The organism is Streptomyces sp. NPDC006385 (assembly GCF_040612485.1).
GTDB lineage: Bacteria > Actinomycetota > Actinomycetes > Streptomycetales > Streptomycetaceae > Streptomyces.
On the sequence record NZ_JBEXQG010000093.1, the window covers coordinates 11,754 to 29,928 of the forward strand.

The 18,175-nt window shown below is 70.6% G+C and carries 13 protein-coding genes, 1 pseudogene and 1 riboswitch; of the genes and pseudogenes, 9 read left to right on the forward strand and 5 right to left on the reverse strand.

All coding sequences use genetic code 11. The features are described from left to right. The first annotated feature begins 292 nt into the window (after positions 1–292). From sigR to ABZ078_RS39590, 8 genes are all read left to right on the forward strand, one after another. The gene (gene sigR / locus ABZ078_RS39555) at positions 293–988 is read left to right on the forward strand and encodes an RNA polymerase sigma factor SigR (RefSeq protein ID WP_356583375.1); all 696 of its coding nucleotides are present in this window, start codon (positions 293–295) and stop codon (positions 986–988) included. Then, positions 985–1,287: a mycothiol system anti-sigma-R factor gene (gene rsrA / locus ABZ078_RS39560; RefSeq protein ID WP_356583376.1), complete on the forward strand. Its 303-nt coding sequence runs from the start codon at positions 985–987 to the stop codon at positions 1,285–1,287. Before sigR ends, rsrA begins: the two co-directional genes overlap by 4 nt. Before the next feature lie 132 nt (positions 1,288–1,419). Beyond that, positions 1,420–2,727, forward strand: a complete 1,308-nt coding sequence (locus tag ABZ078_RS39565; RefSeq protein ID WP_356583377.1) for an HD-GYP domain-containing protein — start codon at positions 1,420–1,422, stop codon at positions 2,725–2,727. Continuing rightward, positions 2,724–3,989 carry an HD domain-containing protein gene (locus ABZ078_RS39570; protein WP_356583378.1) on the forward strand — a complete coding sequence of 422 codons (1,266 nt, stop codon included), beginning with the start codon at positions 2,724–2,726 and terminating at the stop codon, positions 3,987–3,989. Before ABZ078_RS39565 ends, ABZ078_RS39570 begins: the two co-directional genes overlap by 4 nt. Before the next feature lie 108 nt (positions 3,990–4,097). Beyond that, positions 4,098–5,078: a hypothetical protein gene (locus ABZ078_RS39575; RefSeq protein ID WP_356583379.1), complete on the forward strand. Its 981-nt coding sequence runs from the start codon at positions 4,098–4,100 to the stop codon at positions 5,076–5,078. Positions 5,079–5,154: 76 nt separating this feature from the next. Next, complete coding sequence (gene def / locus ABZ078_RS39580) at positions 5,155–5,805, forward strand: peptide deformylase (protein ID WP_356583380.1); 651 nt, start codon at positions 5,155–5,157, stop codon at positions 5,803–5,805. A gap of 265 nt (positions 5,806–6,070) precedes the next feature. Further along, positions 6,071–7,156, forward strand: coding sequence for an epi-isozizaene synthase (gene cyc1 / locus ABZ078_RS39585; protein ID WP_356583381.1), 1,086 nt, complete (start codon positions 6,071–6,073; stop codon positions 7,154–7,156). Then, complete coding sequence (locus tag ABZ078_RS39590; RefSeq protein WP_356583382.1) at positions 7,153–8,532, forward strand: cytochrome P450; 1,380 nt, start codon at positions 7,153–7,155, stop codon at positions 8,530–8,532. Before cyc1 ends, ABZ078_RS39590 begins: the two co-directional genes overlap by 4 nt. Positions 8,533–8,547: 15 nt before the next feature. Here ABZ078_RS39590 and ABZ078_RS39595 read toward each other — a convergent pair whose 3' ends face one another. The 4 genes from ABZ078_RS39595 to ABZ078_RS39610 all read right to left on the reverse strand — a co-directional run bounded on the left by ABZ078_RS39595 (position 8,548) and on the right by ABZ078_RS39610 (position 13,926). After that, entirely contained in the window at positions 8,548–9,513 is a 966-nt protein-coding gene (locus tag ABZ078_RS39595; RefSeq protein ID WP_356583383.1) for a helix-turn-helix domain-containing protein, read from the reverse strand. Positions 9,514–9,757: 244 nt separating this feature from the next. Then, positions 9,758–10,771: a ribonucleotide-diphosphate reductase subunit beta gene (locus ABZ078_RS39600; RefSeq protein WP_356583384.1), complete on the reverse strand. Its 1,014-nt coding sequence runs from the start codon at positions 10,769–10,771 to the stop codon at positions 9,758–9,760. After that, positions 10,771–13,119, reverse strand: coding sequence for a ribonucleoside-diphosphate reductase subunit alpha (locus tag ABZ078_RS39605; protein ID WP_356583385.1), 2,349 nt, complete (start codon positions 13,117–13,119; stop codon positions 10,771–10,773). Before ABZ078_RS39605 ends, ABZ078_RS39600 begins: the two co-directional genes overlap by 1 nt. A 122-nt stretch (positions 13,120–13,241) precedes the next feature. Then, positions 13,242–13,402: riboswitch (cobalamin riboswitch) on the reverse strand. A 17-nt stretch (positions 13,403–13,419) separates the two neighbouring features. Beyond that, entirely contained in the window at positions 13,420–13,926 is a 507-nt protein-coding gene (locus ABZ078_RS39610; protein WP_356583386.1) for a GNAT family N-acetyltransferase, read from the reverse strand. A gap of 160 nt (positions 13,927–14,086) precedes the next feature. Between ABZ078_RS39610 and ABZ078_RS39615 the strand changes: the two genes are divergently transcribed. After that, complete coding sequence (locus ABZ078_RS39615) at positions 14,087–17,704, forward strand: NACHT domain-containing protein (RefSeq protein WP_356583387.1); 3,618 nt, start codon at positions 14,087–14,089, stop codon at positions 17,702–17,704. A gap of 109 nt (positions 17,705–17,813) precedes the next feature. Here the strand turns inward: ABZ078_RS39615 and ABZ078_RS39620 are convergent. Next, positions 17,814–18,175: pseudogene (locus tag ABZ078_RS39620) on the reverse strand (sodium:solute symporter); the annotation flags it as partial.

Genomic DNA, 18,175 nt, shown 5'->3' on the forward strand with positions numbered 1-18,175 from the left:
CCCCTGCCTCTGTTGTGGCGGACAACGATGCTGGACCACCAGCGCCGACGTCGTAGGAGAGGAAGTCCGCCGCATGGGTTCGACCTACTGCCCGCCCGCCTCCCACCACCGCCCCGTGGACGGGCTGCGCCCGGCAGAGTTGGATTCCAGCCGCAGCAGCCGTTCCGGTCTGGACTGGACGGTGCTGCATGCGGCCAGGACCACTCCTATTCGAGGGGCGGCAGGCACGGCAGGTCGTCTATCCTCCGATTCAGGTGGGGCCGGACTCGGTCCTGCCCGCAATCTTGAGGAGGTGGGTCCGGTTCCCGGTACCGACGCAGGGACCGACAACGGCCAGGCGGAGCAGCCCGAGGGCCTGGGCATGAGCGTGGACACGTCCACGGAGACGACCGCCGAGCGCAGCGCGCGCTTCGAGCGGGACGCGCTCGAATTCCTCGACCAGATGTACTCGGCCGCCCTGCGCATGACGCGCAACCCGGCCGACGCCGAGGACCTGGTGCAGGAGACGTACGCCAAGGCGTACGCGTCCTTCCACCAGTTCCGTGAGGGCACCAACCTCAAGGCGTGGCTGTACCGGATCCTGACCAACACTTTCATCAACTCGTACCGCAAGAAGCAGCGCGAACCCCAGCGCTCCGCGGCCGAGGAGATCGAGGACTGGCAGCTCGCGCGTGCCGAGTCGCACATGTCGACCGGGCTGCGCTCGGCCGAGTCGCAGGCGCTGGACCACCTGCCCGACTCGGACGTGAAGGAAGCACTTCAGGCGATCCCCGAGGAATTCCGCATCGCCGTGTACCTCGCCGACGTCGAGGGCTTTGCGTACAAGGAGATCGCGGACATCATGGGGACACCCATCGGTACGGTGATGTCCCGGCTGCACCGGGGCCGCCGTCAACTGCGCGGCATGCTCGAGGACTACGCCCGTGAGCGCGGGCTGGTCCCGGCCGGCGCCGGAGAGTCGAACGAAGCGAAAGGCTCGGGCTCATGAGCTGCGGAGAGCCGCACGAGACGGACTGCAGTGAGGTCCTGGACCATCTGTACGAGTTCCTCGACAGTGAGATGCCGGACGTCGATCGCGACAAGTTCAAGCAGCACTTCAAGGAGTGCTCGCCGTGCCTGGAGAAGTACGGCCTCGAAGAGGCCGTGAAGAAGCTCGTCAAGCGGTGCTGCGGGCATGACGACGTGCCCACGGACCTGCGCGCCAAGGTCATGGGGCGGATCGAGCTGATCCGCTCCGGCCAGACCGTCCCCGAGCACGACGTGACGGCGACGCCGCAGGAGTCCTGAAGTCCCCTCCCTGGAACGTGCGGTCATCACCCGAACGTGCTAATCGACGGGTGACAGGCCCGCAGCTGCCCCTCTTTCCGACCTAGGCTCCGCTTTGAGCTGAGCAGGTCATGATGGGGAGGGGCGACGGACATGGAGGCGACACCGGTCCGGGCGCGTGTGTACGTCGCCTGCGCGGTGCCGGCCGCCGTCGGATGCCTGGTTCCGCCGCCCACGACACCCACGTCCCTGTGGGCGGTCGCCCTGCTCGCCGCGCTGTACGCCGGGGGCGAGCAGATCGCCGCCCGGGGCCGGATCTCGGGCCCCTTCTATCCCGTCCTCCTCGCCGGGGCCTTCCTGCTGCCGCCGTCCGCCGCCGCGCTGGTCGCGGTGCCCGGGGCGCTGACCGCCCCGGTCGACGGACCGCCGCGCCGGCTGCGGCGGGTGTGGCGGGCGGCCCAGCTCACCCTCGCGGTGTGGGCGGCCGCGCGGGTGCACGGGGCGCTCGGCGGGCGGGACGCCGTCGAGGCGTCCGAATTCCCGTACGCCCTCGGGCCCGCCGGGGCCGCGGTGCTGACGTTCTGTCTGGCCCTGACCGCGCTGGAGGGCGGCATTCTGATGCTCGCCGAGCACCTGCCGGGGCGGCGCGCCTGGCGGGGGCTGTTCCTGCGCTCGCTCGCGCCCATCGCCGTACACGGTCTGGCCGGGCTGATGATGGCCGTGCTGTGGCGCAGCCCGTACGGCCCGGTCGCCGCGCTGCTGGTGCTGCTGCCGATGTGCGTGTCGTGGTGGGTGTTCGCCCAGTACCACCGGGAGCGAGCGGCTCACCAGGCCACCGTCCGCGCGCTCGTCCAGGCCGTCGACATCAAGGACGGCTACACCCGCGGGCACAGCGAGCGGGTCGGGCAGGCCTCGACGATGATCGCGCGTGAGCTGGGCATGGACGACGAGCGCGTCGAGGTGGTGCGGTTCGCCGGGATCCTGCACGACGTGGGGAAGCTGGGGGTGCCCACGCGGCTGCTGCGCAAGGACGGGCCGCTCACCCCCGAGGAGCGCCGGGTGATCGAGCTGCATCCCGAGTACGGGCACGAGATGGTCCGGGGGATCTCCTTCCTCGGCGAGGCCCGGGCCGCCGTACTGCACCACCACGAGCGGCTGGACGGAAGTGGGTACCCCTACGGGCTGAGGGGCAGCCAGATCCCGGAGCCGGCGCGGGTGGTGGCGGTCGCGGACGCGTTCGACGCGATGACGTCGACCCGGTCCTACTCGCGGGCCCGGCCCGTGCCCGTCGCCCTGCGGGAGCTGGAGCGGTGCGCGGGCTCGCAGTTCGACCCCCGGATGGTCACGGCACTCGTGCGGGCCGTGGACCGCCACGGATGGCATCCCGCGGTCACCGCCGACGAAGCGGGTACGCCCCCTGCCTGCCCGCCGGTCACCAGCGCCCCGGGAGCACACCGATGAACGCGCCGGGGAACGCGCCGCGCACCGCCGGCCGACCGCCCCTCGTCCTCACCCTCGTCCACACCGCCGCCGCCCTCCTGGCCGCCGCCTCCCTTCTCGGCACCCTGCGCCACGGGCTCGACGAGCGCGGCATCGCCCTCGCCTTCGGCGTCATCGTGGCCATCGGCGAGCTCACCCGGTGGACCGGCACGGAGAACAGGGAGGCCGCGCCGCTCGGCGCCGCGGCGGCACTGGCGTACGCCCTGCTGGGCGAGGACGGCGGAGACCCCACGCACCACGGCGTCTTCCAGGCCCTGACCGTCGTCCTCGCCGCCTCGCTCCTCGGCGGCGTCCCGCACATCGCGCGCGGGCGGCCCGTGCTCGACCACCTCGCCCGGCGCGCGCTCACCGTCGGCTTCGCCGCCGTCTGCTTCCAGCCGCTGTACAACCAGGGCATGTTCCACGGCTGGGGCACCGCCTACGCCCTGCTCCTGCTGGCGATCCTCACCCTCACCGCCCTGTGCGACGCCCTGCTCGCCGCCGCGCTGGCGCACTCGCGCACCCGGTGGCCCTTCGTCCCGCTGCTGCGGGACGAACTGCGGGCCACGCTCGGGATCGGATCGGCCGTCTGCGCGACGGGCGCGGTGATGGCGCTCGCGGTCGCCGTGGTCGGGCTGTGGGCGCTGCCCGTCTTCGCGCTGCCCCTGCTGCTCACCCAGCTGTCCTTCCGCCGGTATGCCGCGGTGCGGGCCACCTACCGGCAGACCATCGCCTCCCTCGCCCGGGCCACCGAGATCGCCGGGTACACGCCCACCGGACACGCCCGGCGGGTGGCCGCGCTCAGCCGGGAGGTCGGGCGGGATCTGGGCCTTTCGGAGGCCGAACTCACCGTGCTGGAGTACGCGGCGCTCATGCACGACATCGGGCAGCTGAGCCTGGTCGACCCGGTGCCGGCCGGGGCCACCGCCGTGCTGCCCGTCGAGGAGCAGCGGCGCATCGCGCTGCTCGGCGGGGCCGTCGTACGGCAGACGGGGGTGAATCCGCAGGTGGCGACGGTCGTGGAGCGGCTGGCCGATCCGTGCCCGGACCAGCCCGTGGCCGCGCGGATCGTGCGGGCGGTGAACGCCTACGAGGAGAAGGCGCGCGACGCCGGGCCCGGCGGGCCGCTGAAGGCGCTGGAGGAGCTGCGGCTCGGCACCGCCGGGGACTACGCGCCGGAGGTGGTGGGATCGCTCGCGCGAGTGCTGTCCAAAGGCAGTCTGACATTGCCTTCAGCTGGGTAACCCATGGGTAATGAGCGCCCTTCCAGCCGTACGTGGTTGGATGCGAATGAGAGGGTGTCCGGGGGCAGCACTAGCCAGCCCACTCCACGGAACTGGCAGGCGGGAATCGTGAGGATCTTCGGCAAGGGACGGCACCGGCCCTCCGCCTCCTGGCGGCAGGCCACCGACCGGGCGTTCACACTCATCGGTGACGGCCGGTACGAGGACGCGGGCGCGCTGCTGACGCGGGCCGCCGATCTGGAGCCGTGGTTGTCGGAGTCCTGGTTCAACCTCGCCCTGCTGCACAAGTTCCGGCACGACTGGGAGCAGGCCCGGGCGGCCGGGCTGCGGGCCGTGGCCCTGCTCGACCGGGAGACCGGGGCGCCCGACTGGTGGAACGTCGGTATCGCGGCCACCGCCCTGCAGGACTGGCCGCTGGCCCGGCGGGCCTGGCAGGCGTACGGGCTGCGGGTGCCCGGCGGGGCCACCGACTCCGGCGAGCCGGTCGGGATGGACCTCGGCAGCGCGGCCGTACGGCTGTCCCCCGAGGGCGAGGCCGAGGTGGTGTGGGGGCGGCGGCTGGACCCCGCCCGCATCGAGGTGCTGTCGATCCCGCTGCCGTCGTCCGGGCGGCGCTGGGGCGAGGTCGTGCTGCACGACGGGGTGCCCCACGGCGAGCGGACCACGTCGTCCGGGCACGCCTACCCGGTCTTCGACGAGATCGAGCTGTGGGCGCCCTCGCCGGTCCCCACCTGGGTCGTCCTCCTGGAAGCCGCCACCGAGGCCGACCGGGACGCCCTGGAGCAGCTCGCCGCCGACGCCGGCTTCGCCGCGGAGGACTGGTCGTCGTCCGTACGGCTGCTGTGCCGGATGTGCTCCGAGTCGCGGATGCCGTCCGACGAGGGCGACGGGGAGCACCTGGACCCGCACGACCACAGCGAACCGGGTCACCCCGGTCCACTGGGGCACCGCACGGACGGGCAGCTGTGGGTGCCGGAGCGGGAGTGCGGCATCGCCGCGCCCCCCTCACTCGTACGGGGCCTGCTGGACGGCTGGGTGGCGGACAGCCCGGACTCCAGGGACTGGCGGGACCTCGAAGAGGTCTGCTGAGCGGTTGCCGTCCGACGGCTCCCTTTAGGCTGTACTCCGCAGAATTCTCATGGTTGCAGGAAGGCATACGTCGGTCATGGCGCAGCAGGACACCGATCAGCAGCACGCGGGCGTGCTCCCCGTGGACGACGAGGGCTTCGTCATCGACACCGAGGAGACCGAGGAGCGCGAGAACGCCTGGCGCGAGCGGGGGACCTCGCGGCCGATCACGGTCGTCGGGAACCCGGTGCTGCACAGGGAGTGCAAGGACGTCACCGAGTTCGGCGCGGAGCTGGACCAGTTGGTGGCGGACATGTTCGCCTCGCAGCGCACCGCCGAGGGCGTGGGCCTCGCCGCCAACCAGATCGGCGTCGACCTGAAGGTCTTCGTCTACGACTGCCAGGACGACCAGGGCGTGCGGCACGTCGGCGTGGTCTGCAACCCGAAGCTCGTCGAGCTGCCCGCCGACCGGCGCCGCCTGGACGACAGCAACGAGGGCTGCCTGTCGGTGCCGACGGCGTACGCGCCGCTGGCCCGCCCCGACTACGCCGAGGTCACCGGGCAGGACGAGAAGGGCAACCCGATCAAGGTGCGCGGCACCGGGTACTTCGCCCGGTGTCTGCAGCACGAGACGGACCACCTCTACGGCTACCTCTACATCGACCGTCTCTCCAAGCGGGAGCGCAAGGACGCGCTGCGGCAGATGGCCGAGAACGAGCCCCGCTACCCCGTGGTCGCGAACGACTGACGTCTGCTCGACAGCCCCTGCAGTCCCTCCAGCCCCTCCCGTACGGCGCCCGGTCAGGATCCCATCCGGACCGGGCGCCGTTCGCATGTCCGTCGCACGTTCGATCCCATACGCGCGCCTCGTGATCCTGGGGGGTAGTGAATGAAGCAAATCCGTTCCCAGATCGGTCAGTTGTAGTGCTGAATAGAAGTGCGGGGATACGCAACGGCGCACGCCCGGCACAGCGGGAGGGCGTGTGCAACTGGCGGCTGAGAGGGGTTTGTCCGTGCATGCTTTCTCACGCGGCACCACATCGACACCGACGGCGGTCGCGGTACCACCATCGCTCTCTCTCCCGGTGATCGAAGCAGCGTTTCCCAGGCAACTCCATCCGTATTGGCCCAAGCTCCAGGAGAAGACCCGTACCTGGCTCCTCGAAAAGCGGCTGATGCCGGCCGACAAGGTCGAAGAATATGCCGACGGCCTTTGCTACACCGACCTCATGGCGGGGTACTACATCGGCGCCCCCGAGGACGTCCTCCAGGCGATAGCGGACTACAGCGCGTGGTTCTTCGTCTGGGACGACCGGCACGACCGCGACATCGTCCACCACCGCCCGGCCGCCTGGCGGCGGCTGCGGTTCCGTCTGCACGCGGCCCTCGACTCCCCGGTGACGCATCTGCACCACGACGACCCGCTGGTCGCGGGGTTCGCCGACAGCATGGTGCGGCTGTACTCGTTCCTGCCCCACACCTGGAACACCCGGTTCGCCCGCCACTTCCACGCGGTGATCGAGGCGTACGACCGGGAATTCCGCAACCGCACCGAAGGGCGCATTCCCACCGTCGAGGAATACCTCGCGCTGCGTCGGCTCACCTTCGCGCACTGGATCTGGACCGATCTGCTGGAGCCGTGCGCGGAGCTGGAACTCCCGGACGGCGTACGAAAACACCCGGCATATCGGAGGGCGGCGTTACTGAGCCAGGAATTCGCCGCCTGGTACAACGACCTCTGCTCGCTCCCGAAGGAAATCGCGGGCGATGAGGTCCACAATCTCGGAATCAGCCTCGTCACCCATGACGGGCTGACTCTGGAAGAGGCGGTGACGGACGTCAGGCGACGCGTCGAGACCTGCATATCCGATTTCCTCGACGCCGAGCGGAAGGCTCTGGAATTCGCCGACTCGCTGGCCGACGGCACGCTGCGAGGAAAGGAACTCGGCGCCGCCGTGCGGGCCTGTGTCGGCAATATGCGCAACTGGTTCAGCTCGGTCTACTGGTTCCACCACGAGTCCGGCCGGTACCGGGTCGCCAGCTGGGACGACCGGTCCACGCCCCCGTACGTCAACAACGAAGCGGCAGGTGAGAAATGACCGTCGAGTCCGTCAAGCCCCAGACCCCGCCCCGCGCGGCATCGGAGCTGTGTGAGCCGCCCCTGGCGGGCGGAGGAGTTCCGCTTCTCGGCCACGGCTGGAAGATGGTCCGTGATCCGCTCGCCTTCATGGCCGGGCTGAGGGACCACGGCGACGTCGTACGGCTGAAGCTCGGCCCGAAGACGGTGTACGCCGTCACCGCGCCGGAGCTCACCGGCGCGCTGGCGCTGAGCACCGACTTCGAGATAGCCGGGCCGCTGTGGGAGTCCCTGGAGGGCCTGCTCGGCAAGGAGGGCGTGGCCACGGCGAACGGCCCCCGGCACCGGCGTCAGCGGCGCACCATCCAGCCGGCCTTCCGGCTCGACGCGATCCCCGGGTACGGGCCGATCATGGAGGAGGAGGCACATGCGGTGGCCGAGCGCTGGAAGCCCGGCGAGACCATCGACTGCACCTCCGAGTCCTTCCGGATCGCCGTGCGCATCGCCGCCCGCTGTCTGCTGCGCGGCGCGTACATGGACGAGCGGGCCGACCGGCTGTGTGCCGCGCTCGACACCCTCTTCCGCGGTATGTACCGGCGGATGGTGATCCCGCTCGGGCCGCTTTACAACCTGCCGCTCCCCGCCAACCGCACATTCAACCGCGCCCTGGCCGATTTCCATCTCCTGGTGGACGAGATCGTCGCCCAACGCCGGGCATCTGGTCAAAAGCCGGACGATTTGCTGACGGCATTGCTGGAGGCGCGGGACGAGAATGGCGACCCCATCGGGGAACAGGAGATCCACGATCAGGTCGTCGCGATACTCACCGCGGGCGCCGAAACCGTGGCCTCCACGATCATGTGGCTGCTCCATGTGCTCGCGGAACACCCGGAACACGCCGACAAGGTGTGCGCGGAGGTCGAATCCGTCACCGGCGGCCGGCCCGTCGCATTCGAGGACGTCCGCAGGCTCGGGCACACCAACAATGTCGTCGTGGAGGCGATGCGATTGCGCCCCGCGATCTGGATTCTGACCCGACGGGCGGTTACCGATACGTCACTCGGTGGCTATCGCATTCCGGCCGGGTCCGACATCGTCTACAGTCCCTACGCCGTCCAGCGGGACCCGAAGTCGTATGCGCGCCACCTGGAGTTCGACCCCGACCGCTGGCATCCGGAACGCGTCAAGGACGTGCCGAAACACGCCATGAGTCCGTTCGGCGTCGGCAACCGCAAGTGCCCGAGCGACCACTTCTCCATGGCCATGCTGACGCTGCTCACGGCGGCGCTGGCCACCACGTACCGCTTCGAGCAGGTGCCCGGTTCGAACGACGCGACCCGGGTGGGCATCACACTCCACCCGCATGAGCTGCTGCTGAGGCCGGTGCCGAGGCACTAGCCGACCGGGAGGGCCCTACGCCGCCTCCGGGCCCTGGAAGGTCCTGCGGTAGGCGTTCGGGGTCGTCCCCAGCGCCCGTACGAACTGGTGCCGCAGCGCGGCCGCCGTACCGAACCCGGTTCGGCCGGCGATCGCGTCCACCGTCTCGTCCGTCGCCTCCAGCAACTCCTGCGCCAGCAGCACCCGTTGGCGCAGGAGCCAGCGGTAGGGAGTCGTGCCGGTCTCCTGCTGGAAGCGGCGGGCGAAGGTGCGCGGGGACATGTGCGCGCGCTCGGCGAGCTGCTCGACGGTGACCTCCTCGTCGAGGTGCCGCTCCATCCACGTGAGCACCTCACCGACCGTGTCGCACTGGGAGCGGGGCAGCGGGCGCTCGATGTACTGGGCCTGCCCGCCGTCCCGGTGCGGCGGCACCACCATGCGCCGGGCGATCTTGTTGGCGACCTCGGGCCCCTGCTCCTGCCGCACGATGTGCAGGCAGGCGTCGATGCCGGCGGCGGTGCCGGCGCTGGTGATCACGGGCCCCTCGTCGACGTACAGCACATCGGGTTCGACGATCGCCCGCGGGTGCCGTCGGGACAGTTCCCCGGCATGCCGCCAGTGCACACTGCACCGCCGCCCGTCGAGCAGCCCGGCCGCGCCCAGCACGAACACCCCGGAGCACACGCTGAGCACCCGCGCACCCCGGTCGACGGCCCTGACCAGGGCGTCCAGCAGCTCGGGCGGATACTCCCGGGTGACGTACTCGCGTCCGGCCGGTACGGCGATCAGGTCGGCCTCGTCCAGCCGCTCCAGGCCGTACGGCGTCGAGACGGTGAGCCCGCCGACATGGGTGCCCAGCGTCGGCCCCTCGGCCGAGACGACGGCGAAGTCGTAGGTGGGCAGCCCCTCGTCGCTGCGATCGATGCCGAACACCTCGCAGACGACGCCCATTTCGAAGAGATGCACACCGTCGAGCAGGACAGCGGCCACGTTCCTCAGCATGCTCCCAGTGTGCCTCGGAAGTGGCAGTAAATCGAGGGTGTGCGGCAGTACTGCCACTGTTCGTAAGGAGTGTCCGGCGTGACAGTGGTGTCATGACTACAGCGCAGACAGAAGGACTGATCGCGATGCTCACCGTGTTCGGCATGTTCGTCCTCCTGGTCCTCCCCTCAGTGATCGGGATCGTGCACGACCGGCGCATCGACCGTCAGATCAGGGAGGCCCAGGAACGCGACAGGGCCAGGACTCAGAAGTCCTCGTCCAGGTCGACGGTGCCCTCCACCGCCACCTGGTACGCCGACGGACGCCGCTCGAAGAAGTTGGTGAGCTCCTGAACGCCCTGCAGCTCCATGAAGGAGAAGGGGTTCTCGGAGCCGTACACCGGGGCGAAGCCGAGGCGCGTCAGGCGCTGATCGGCGACACACTCCAGGTACTGCCGCATCGAGTCGGTGTTCATGCCCGGGAGGCCGTCACCGCACAGGTCGCGCGCGAACTGCAGCTCGGCCTCGACGGCCTCCCTCAGCATGTCGGTGACCTGCTGCTGGAGCTGGTCGTCGAAGAGGTCCGGCTCCTCCTTGCGGACGGTGTCGACGACGTCGAAGGCGAAGGACATGTGCATCGTCTCGTCGCGGAACACCCAGTTGGTGCCGGTGGCCAGGCCGTGCAGCAGGCCGCGGCTGCGGAACCAGTAGACGTAGGCGAAGGCGCCGTAGAAGAACAGACCCTCGATGCACGCGGCGAAGCAGATGAGGTTCAGCAGGAAGCGGCGCCGGTCGGCCTTGGTCTCCAGGCGGTCCAGCTTCTCGACCGAGTCCATCCACTTGAAGCAGAACCCGGCCTTCTCGCGGATGGACGGGATGTTCTCGACGGCCGCGAAGGCGGCGGCGCGGTCCTCCGGGTCGGGGAGGTAGGTGTCGAGCAGCGTCAGATAGAACTGGACGTGGACGGCCTCCTCGAACAGCTGGCGCGACAGGTACAGCCGCGCCTCCGGGGAGTTGATGTGCTTGTACAGCGTCAGCACCAGGTTGTTCGCGACGATCGAGTCACCGGTCGCGAAGAACGCGACCAGGCGGCCGATGAGGTGCTGCTCGGCGGGGCTGAGCTTGGCGAGGTCGGCGACGTCCGAGTGGAGGTCGACCTCCTCGACCGTCCAGGTGTTCTTGATGGCGTCCCGGTAGCGCTCGTAGAAGTCCGGGTAGCGCATGGGGCGCAGAGTCAGCTCGAAGCCGGGGTCGAGAAGGTTCTGGGAACGGGTGGACATCACTGGCAGGCCTCGCAGGACTCGGGGTTTTCCAGGGAGCAGGCGACCGCTTCGGGGTCCGGGGTGGCCTGCGCGGGGACAGCGGCCTGGGCGGCGCGGGCGATGCGGGTCGCCGGGCGCGAGCGCAGGTAGTACGTCGTCTTCAGCCCGGACTTCCAGGCGTAGGCGTACATCGAGGAGAGCTTGCCGATGGTCGGCGTCTCCAGGAAGAGGTTCAGGGACTGGGACTGGTCCAGGAACGGGGTCCTGGCCGCCGCCATGTCGATCAGGCCGCGCTGCGGGATCTCCCAGGCCGTGCGGTACAGCGCGCGGACGTCCTCGGGGATCCAGGCGAAGCCCTGCACCGAGCCGTTCGCCTCGCGCAGCGCCTCCCGGCTGCGGGCGTCCCAGACGCCGAGCCGCTTCAGCTCGTCCACCAGGTAGGAGTTGACCTGGAGGAACTCACCCGACAGCGTCTCGCGCTTGAACAGGTTGGACACCTGCGGCTCGATGCACTCGTACACGCCCGCGATGGAGGCGATGGTGGCCGTCGGCGCGATGGCGAGGAGCAGGGAGTTGCGCATGCCGGTCGCGGCGATCCGCTCGCGCAGGGCCGCCCAGCGCTCGGGCCAGGTCAGCTCGACGCCGTAGTGGTCGGGGTGCAGCACGCCCCTGGCCGTACGGGTCTTCTCCCAGGCCGGGAGCGGGACGTTGCGCTCGGCGAGGTCGGCGGATGCCTCGTAGGCGGCGAGCATGACGCGCTCGGCGATCCGGGTGGACAGGGCCTTCGCCTCGGGCGAGTCGAAGGGCAGGCGCAGCTTGAAGAACACGTCCTGGAGGCCCATGGCGCCCAGGCCGACCGGACGCCAGCGGGCGTTGGAGCGGCCCGCCTGCTCGGTCGGGTAGAAGTTGATGTCCACGACCCGGTCGAGGAACGTGACGGCCGTACGGACGGTCTCGTCCAGCCGCTCCCAGTCGATGCCGCCCTGGTCCACGAACGCGCCGAGGTTGACCGACCCCAGGTTGCAGACCGCCGTCTCCCCGTCGCTGGTGACCTCCAGGATCTCCGTGCAGAGGTTCGAGGAGTGGACGACGTGGCCCAGCTCGGCGGTCTGGTTGGCGGTGCGGTTGGCGGCGTCCTTGAAGGTCATCCAGCCGTTGCCGGTCTGCGCGAGGGTGCGCATCATGCGGCCGTACAGGTCCCGCGCCGGGATCGTCTTCTTGGCGAGCCCCGCCGCCTCCGCCTCGCGGTACGCCGCGTCGAACTCCTCGCCCCACAGGTCGACCAGCTCCGGCACGTCCGACGGCGAGAACAGCGACCACTGCTCGTCGGCGTTGACCCGGCGCATGAACTCGTCCGGGACCCAGTGCGCGAGGTTGAGGTTGTGGGTACGGCGGGCGTCCTCACCGGTGTTGTCGCGCAGCTCCAGGAACTCCTCGATGTCGGAGTGCCAGGTCTCCAGGTAGACCGCGGCCGCGCCCTTGCGCCGGCCGCCCTGGTTCACGGCCGCGACGGAGGCGTCGAGGGTCTTCAGGAACGGGACGATGCCGTTGGAGTGCCCGTTGGTGCCGCGGATCAGCGAACCCCGGGCGCGGATGCGGGAGTACGACAGCCCGATGCCGCCGGCGTGCTTCGAGAGGCGGGCGACCTGGTGGTAGCGGTCGTAGATGGAGTCCAGCTCGTCCTTGGGGGAGTCGAGCAGGTAGCAGGACGACATCTGGGGGTGCCGGGTGCCGGAGTTGAAGAGGGTGGGGGAGGAGGGGAGGTAGTCGAGGCGGCTCATGAGCCCGTAGAGCGCGGCGACTTCGTCCACGGAGCGGACGGTGTCGTCCTCGGCCAGCCCGGCGGCGACGCGCAGCATGAAGTGCTGGGGCGTCTCGATGACCTTGCGGGTGAGGGGGTGCCGGAGCAGGTACCGGCTGTGCAGGGTGCGCAGACCGAAGTAGCCGAACCGGTCGTCGGCGGCCGTGTCGATCAGCGCGTCGAGCCGGGCCGCGTGGACGCGCACGAACTCGGCGGTCCGGTCGGCGATGAGGCCCTCGCGGTGCCCGACCGCGACCGACCCGGTGAAGGACGTGACGCCCTGCGAGGCGGCCTCGGCGGCGATGGAGACGGTCAGCAGGCGGGCGGCCAGCCTGCTGTAGGCGGGGTCCTCGGAGATCAGGCCGGCGGCCGCCTCGGTGGCCAGCTCGCGCAGCTCCGTCTCGTCGGCCCGGGCGGACCGGCCGCGCAACGCGGCGGCGGCGACCCGGCCGGGGTCGGCGTCGGGAAGGTCGGCGGTCAGCTCGGTCAGGGTCCGCAGCAGCGCGGCACCGGGACCGTTGTCCTGCTCGACCGCTGAAGCCGGTTCGGCTGGCGCGATGGTCACGTGGGGGCTCTCCCTCGCTCGGCACGGGGCCTCGTCGAGGGCAGGGGGCAGCACACGAGCGCACGCGGCGTCGCGTCCACCGGCCCATTCCACGAGGCCCGGACGTCAGGCGCGCCGACCGGATGGCCGGGCGCGCTGTCGGCAGGTCCTCGGACTGACTCCTGTGCACGGACATGCACAAGTACACCGTTGCGGGACAGTTCCGGATTCGCACCGGATTCCCCTGCGGCGACAGCGAGCATGAGCATACATCTTGTGCCGGGCTGCCGTGTCACCCCCAGATGTAGTGTCTCCGTGGTTTCAGAGGGTCAACTCGTAGGTGAGCAGAGTGATGTCGTCGAGGTGGGGGAGAGGATTCCAGTCCCGCTCGGGTGTGCGGACGAATCCCAGGCGTTCATAGATGCGGTGGGCGCTGTGCATGGTGCGCTGGGTCGACAGGACGATGCGTACGCAGCCTTCCGTGGCCCGTGCGCGGTCGACGCAGGCGCGTACGAGGGCCTCGCCGATGCCCCGTCCGCGCGCCTCGCGGGCGACCGCGAGCATGCGGATCTCGGCCTCGCCGAAGCGCGCTATGTCGGCCATCGGCCCGCCGCCGGGGACGAAGGTCACGCCGCCCAGCAGTCGCCCTCTCCCGACGGCCACCAGCACCTCGGCGGCGGCCGCCCGCTTGGCCACGTCCTTCAGCTCACCGAGGTACTCGTCGCTCTCCGCGAATTCGAGGAGGCCGTCCTGGAGGTAGGCCTGCGCGGTGATCTCACCGAGGGGCTCGTACTCGTCGGGTTCCACCCGCCGGATCACGGTGTTCATGGCCCCGAGTCTGCCGGACGGGGTACGACGGCGGCCCGGGGATCTCGCCGCGGGCCGCCGGGTTGCGGGGTGTCCCTCCAGTGCTTCCATGGAGGTAGGTGTCGGCGCCCGCGGTCCCCGCGGTCCCTCCGTTTCGAGAGCCCTTCTCGGAAGGAGTCGCATGATGACGAGGGTCGTCCGTCGCCCGCCCGGCAAGGAGCGGCCGCGCGACGCGCCGATGGCGACGCTGGCCCCGAGGCGTGCGGTGAGCTGGGTCCGGCGCGGATTCGTGGGCCACTGGCACGCGCTGACAGTCCGTCTGGAGGCCCGCCGCGGCACCACCAGCCCCAGGAAATGGCGCCGGTGGATCTCGTACACCAACGTCACCCGGGCCATCTGGCTGGTGGCCGCGCTCGCGCTGTTCGCCTGGTGCGTGGAGGGCCTGTACATCCTGATCTCGCAGGACACGACCGGCTTCGAGCGGTGGCGGAAGGGCAACGACGGGTTCGACACCATCGTGCGCTTCGTCGGCCCGGTACTGACCGCTTCGGTCGCCGCCACGCTTTTCCTGTTCTGGTGGTACCGCTGGACGAAGCGGCGCTACCTCGCGAAGGCGCGGGGTGATCCCCGGCGACTGGTGCCCACCGCCGGACCGGACACCGCCGAGATCGTGGGCCGTGAGGACATCGCCCAGGTCATCGCCGAACGGCTGCGGCAACGCGACACGCGCCGGCCCTATCTGCTGGTCGGCGGCGTCGGCGTGGGCAAGACCGCCGTCCTGGTTCGGCTCACCGAACTGCTGGCCCGGCAGCACGCCGTGCCCGTGCCGATCCGGCTGCGGGACGCGACCGACGGGACCGAACTGAACTTCGAATGCATGGCCAGGCGGCGCTTCGCCGACGAGGCCCCCCGGGGCATCCTCGCCCGCGGCAAGACCGAGCGGGTCTGGCAGCAGCTGCTCGCCGACGACAAGCCGGTCGTCATCGCCGACGGCCTGGAGGAGGCTCTCCTCGGCGACGACCACCAGCAGAACCGGGACAACATCATCCGGCGGGCCATCGAGCGCGCCCACGAGGAGAAGCTGCCCCTCGTCATCGCCTCCCGGCCGCACAGCCCGCTGGAGAGCACGTCGGCGGCGATCGTGGAGCTGGAACCGCTCAGCGAGGAGGAGGCCCTGCGCTTCGTCCAGGCGCAGGTCCCGGAGACGGACGAGCGTCGCGTGGACTGGATCGTGGAGACGGCGGAGGTGACCGAGTCACCCGTCTACCTGCAGATCGCCCGGGAACTGCATCGCCACGGAGCCCTGGAGCACGACCGGCCGGACACCGATCCGCAGCACATGAACACCCGCAGCCGGGACCGCGGCACGCTGCGGCTGTGGCTGCTGGAGACGTGGGACCAGGCGCTGTGCCAGGGCCGGCTGCGCGAGGACGTCGCGCTCACCCCGCAGGAGCGCCGTGACACCCTTGAGGTGGTCTCGGCCCTGGCGTGCGTCGGCCTGCTCCAGGACAAGCTGGAGGTCGGCTTCGGGGAGCTGCTGAACACCGACGTCCACCCCGGTGCGGCGCGGCGCGCGCAGGCCAGGGCCAAGCACCTGTGGACCAGCCGGCGTGCCTTCGACCGGTACGGCAGACGCGGGAACGTCTTCTCCGAGTGGCACCGGCAGCAGATCTGGGACACGCTCTGCGAGCGGCTCGGCGAGGAGGAGAGGAGGCGGCTGCGCGAGGGGAACATGGACCAGTGCCGTGCCGCCCTCGCCCGCCTCGCGAGCAACGCGGACAAGCTCGCTCTGGTGGAGGGCTTCGAACGCAGGGTCCGGTTCCCGCACAGCATCGTCCAGGCCTACTTCGGCTACCGCGTCCTGAACCACCTGGGCGAGCGGGGCGCCGGAGAGCTCGTCGAGCAGGCGTTGCAGCCGCCCGGTCCCAGCCGCGAACTGCTCATCTCCCTGGTGCTGTTGTCCCGGCGGCGCGCGGCGAAGCTCAGGGCCCGCGAGGGCGGTGTCCGCGCCGAGGTGAAGAAGGAGATCGAGGAGCTGGTCCGTCAGTCACCCGTGCGGGGGCACACCCTGGCCCACCGGCTCTGCAGAGCCGCGGACCGTCGCACGGACGATCCGAAGGCCCTGGACCTCTACGCGGCCGCGGTGGAGATCGAGAGCGCGGAGGAGGAGCCGAGACTTCTCGGCGACATCGTGGACCGGGTGCGCGGAAGCTGGGCCGGTTTCAAGGGCGATCGACGCACTCTCGACGACGCGAAACTGAGGCTGCTCAAGCAACTGGGGGCAGCGCTGCGGGGCGTCTCGGACCGGATCGACACCACGCCGCTGTACGCACAACTCTTCGAGATCGGCGTGCAGGAGCCCGACTACTCCATACGCCTGGCCGCGGCCCAGGAGTTCGGCACGGGCGGCAACGCGGCGTTCGCCGTGATCCGCGGGCGGGTCGGGCTGAACACTGACCCTGTCCAGGAGTACAACGACAGGCTCGGCGAGTTGAAGGCATGGAAGCGGCAGGAGTACGAGAAGTGGGCCGAGCGCATGGCCGTGGCGAGGGCTGCCGCGCCCTCCCGCGCCAGGTCCGACCGCATCGGCCGACTTCAGCAGGACCGGCGGACACTCAACCAGGAGTACCGCGGCAAACGGGTCGATCTGTTCCGTGAGTTCGTGATGCGTGCCTGGCTGATCCCCATGCTGCTGGGCTCGGTCGACGAGGCCCACCGTGACGAGGCGCGGGAACGTCTCACCAGGTGGCTGCGCCACCTCGACCCGAAGGCCACCGGCGGCGTCCCCGACCTGCCACTCGCCCTCGAAGCGGCCCTGGCCCAGGGCTTCAAGTACGCGGCCAACCGGCGCAAGAGGCACCCGCACGCCTACCCGGGCGGTCGCGCCGACCTGATCCGCCAGGCGGAGACCGTGCTGCAGCAGTCCCGGTGCTGGTATGCGCAGCTCATCCTGCTCCAGGCGCTGTGCCTGTGGGAGCTCCCGGACAGTGTGAGCGTCCACGAGCACGACGAGAAGGCGAGGGCGGGCCGGGACCCCCGCGACGGGGCGCGCGAGCCGGCCCAGGCGTTGGGCGGGGCGACCGCCGTACAGACCGTGGAACGCTGGCTGTCGATGGCCGGCACGGTGAACCGGCCGCCCGGCCATCCCCATGTCAACGGCGACTCGCCCCGACGGGTCCTGCACCCGTTCGTCGCCGAGGCGGGCGACCTGGTGGCCCTCGCGCTGGAGACCGGGCAACCCGAGCGCTTCCTCTGGATCGACGAGAAGGGGGTCGCCGACAACATCGGCGCCCGCACGGGCCGTCCCGAGGGATACCGCAAGCACAGTCTGTGGATCCCGCCCTCGGTCGGGTGGAGCACCCTCGACGCACGCGCCCAGCGGCTCGTCGCCGACGTGCTGGTGATGCTGAACCTCATCGAACGGGACGGGCACCCGGACGAGGTCGAGGAGCGGATGGCCCGCGCGGAGCAGCCGGGGATGTCGCTTCCGCCGTGCGTCCGCAGCGACCGTGGGCCGCTCCGGCCCGACCTGCGGGTCGGCATCTCGGACCCGCCCGCGCCCGGCACCGACTGCCTGCCCGACTGCAAGTTCCAGCTCTGCCCCTACCCGCCCCGGGGTTGTGTACCGCGGGGGGAGATCCGGGAGCCGTTCTGCCGCCAGCAGCAGGCGCTGTTGCCGGGCCGGGTGCGGCGGTGGCTGCCCAGGGGGGTGCGGAGGAAGACGCCGCCCTGGGTCAGCATGCGCGTGCGCGAACTGGACGACTTCTGGGGCGCGATGGCCCGGCGTACGAGGGACTAGGGCCTGTTGCGAAAGCGGCGCCTGCCGCGCGGCGCAACAGGCCCTAGCGTCCGGCGGGTACGACAACGGGCCGTCGGATTTTCTCCGGCGGCCCGTCGATGTCAGGTGCTCAGTGGGAGGAGCCCGCGGTCGCCGGTGGCAGTTCCACCTGGACGCCCGGGTCGCCCGCGTCCGCCGTGTAGTCCTCCGGCTTGGTCTCGTCGACGCCCTCGGGGGCCTTCGCCGCCTTCAGGACGAAGGTGAGGACCACCGTCACGACCACGTTCAGCACGAACGCCGTCAGACCGATGTAACCGATCTCCCCGATGCCGGGGATCTCCGCCGACGAACCGCCGAAGTGCTTCTGCGTCGGCGACGCCACGTTGTACGCGGCCACCGTGCCGTAGATCATGCCGACCGCCCAGCCGGCCAGCAGGGCCCAGCGGTGGAACCAGCGGGTGAACAGGCCGCCGACCAGGGCCGGGAAGGTCT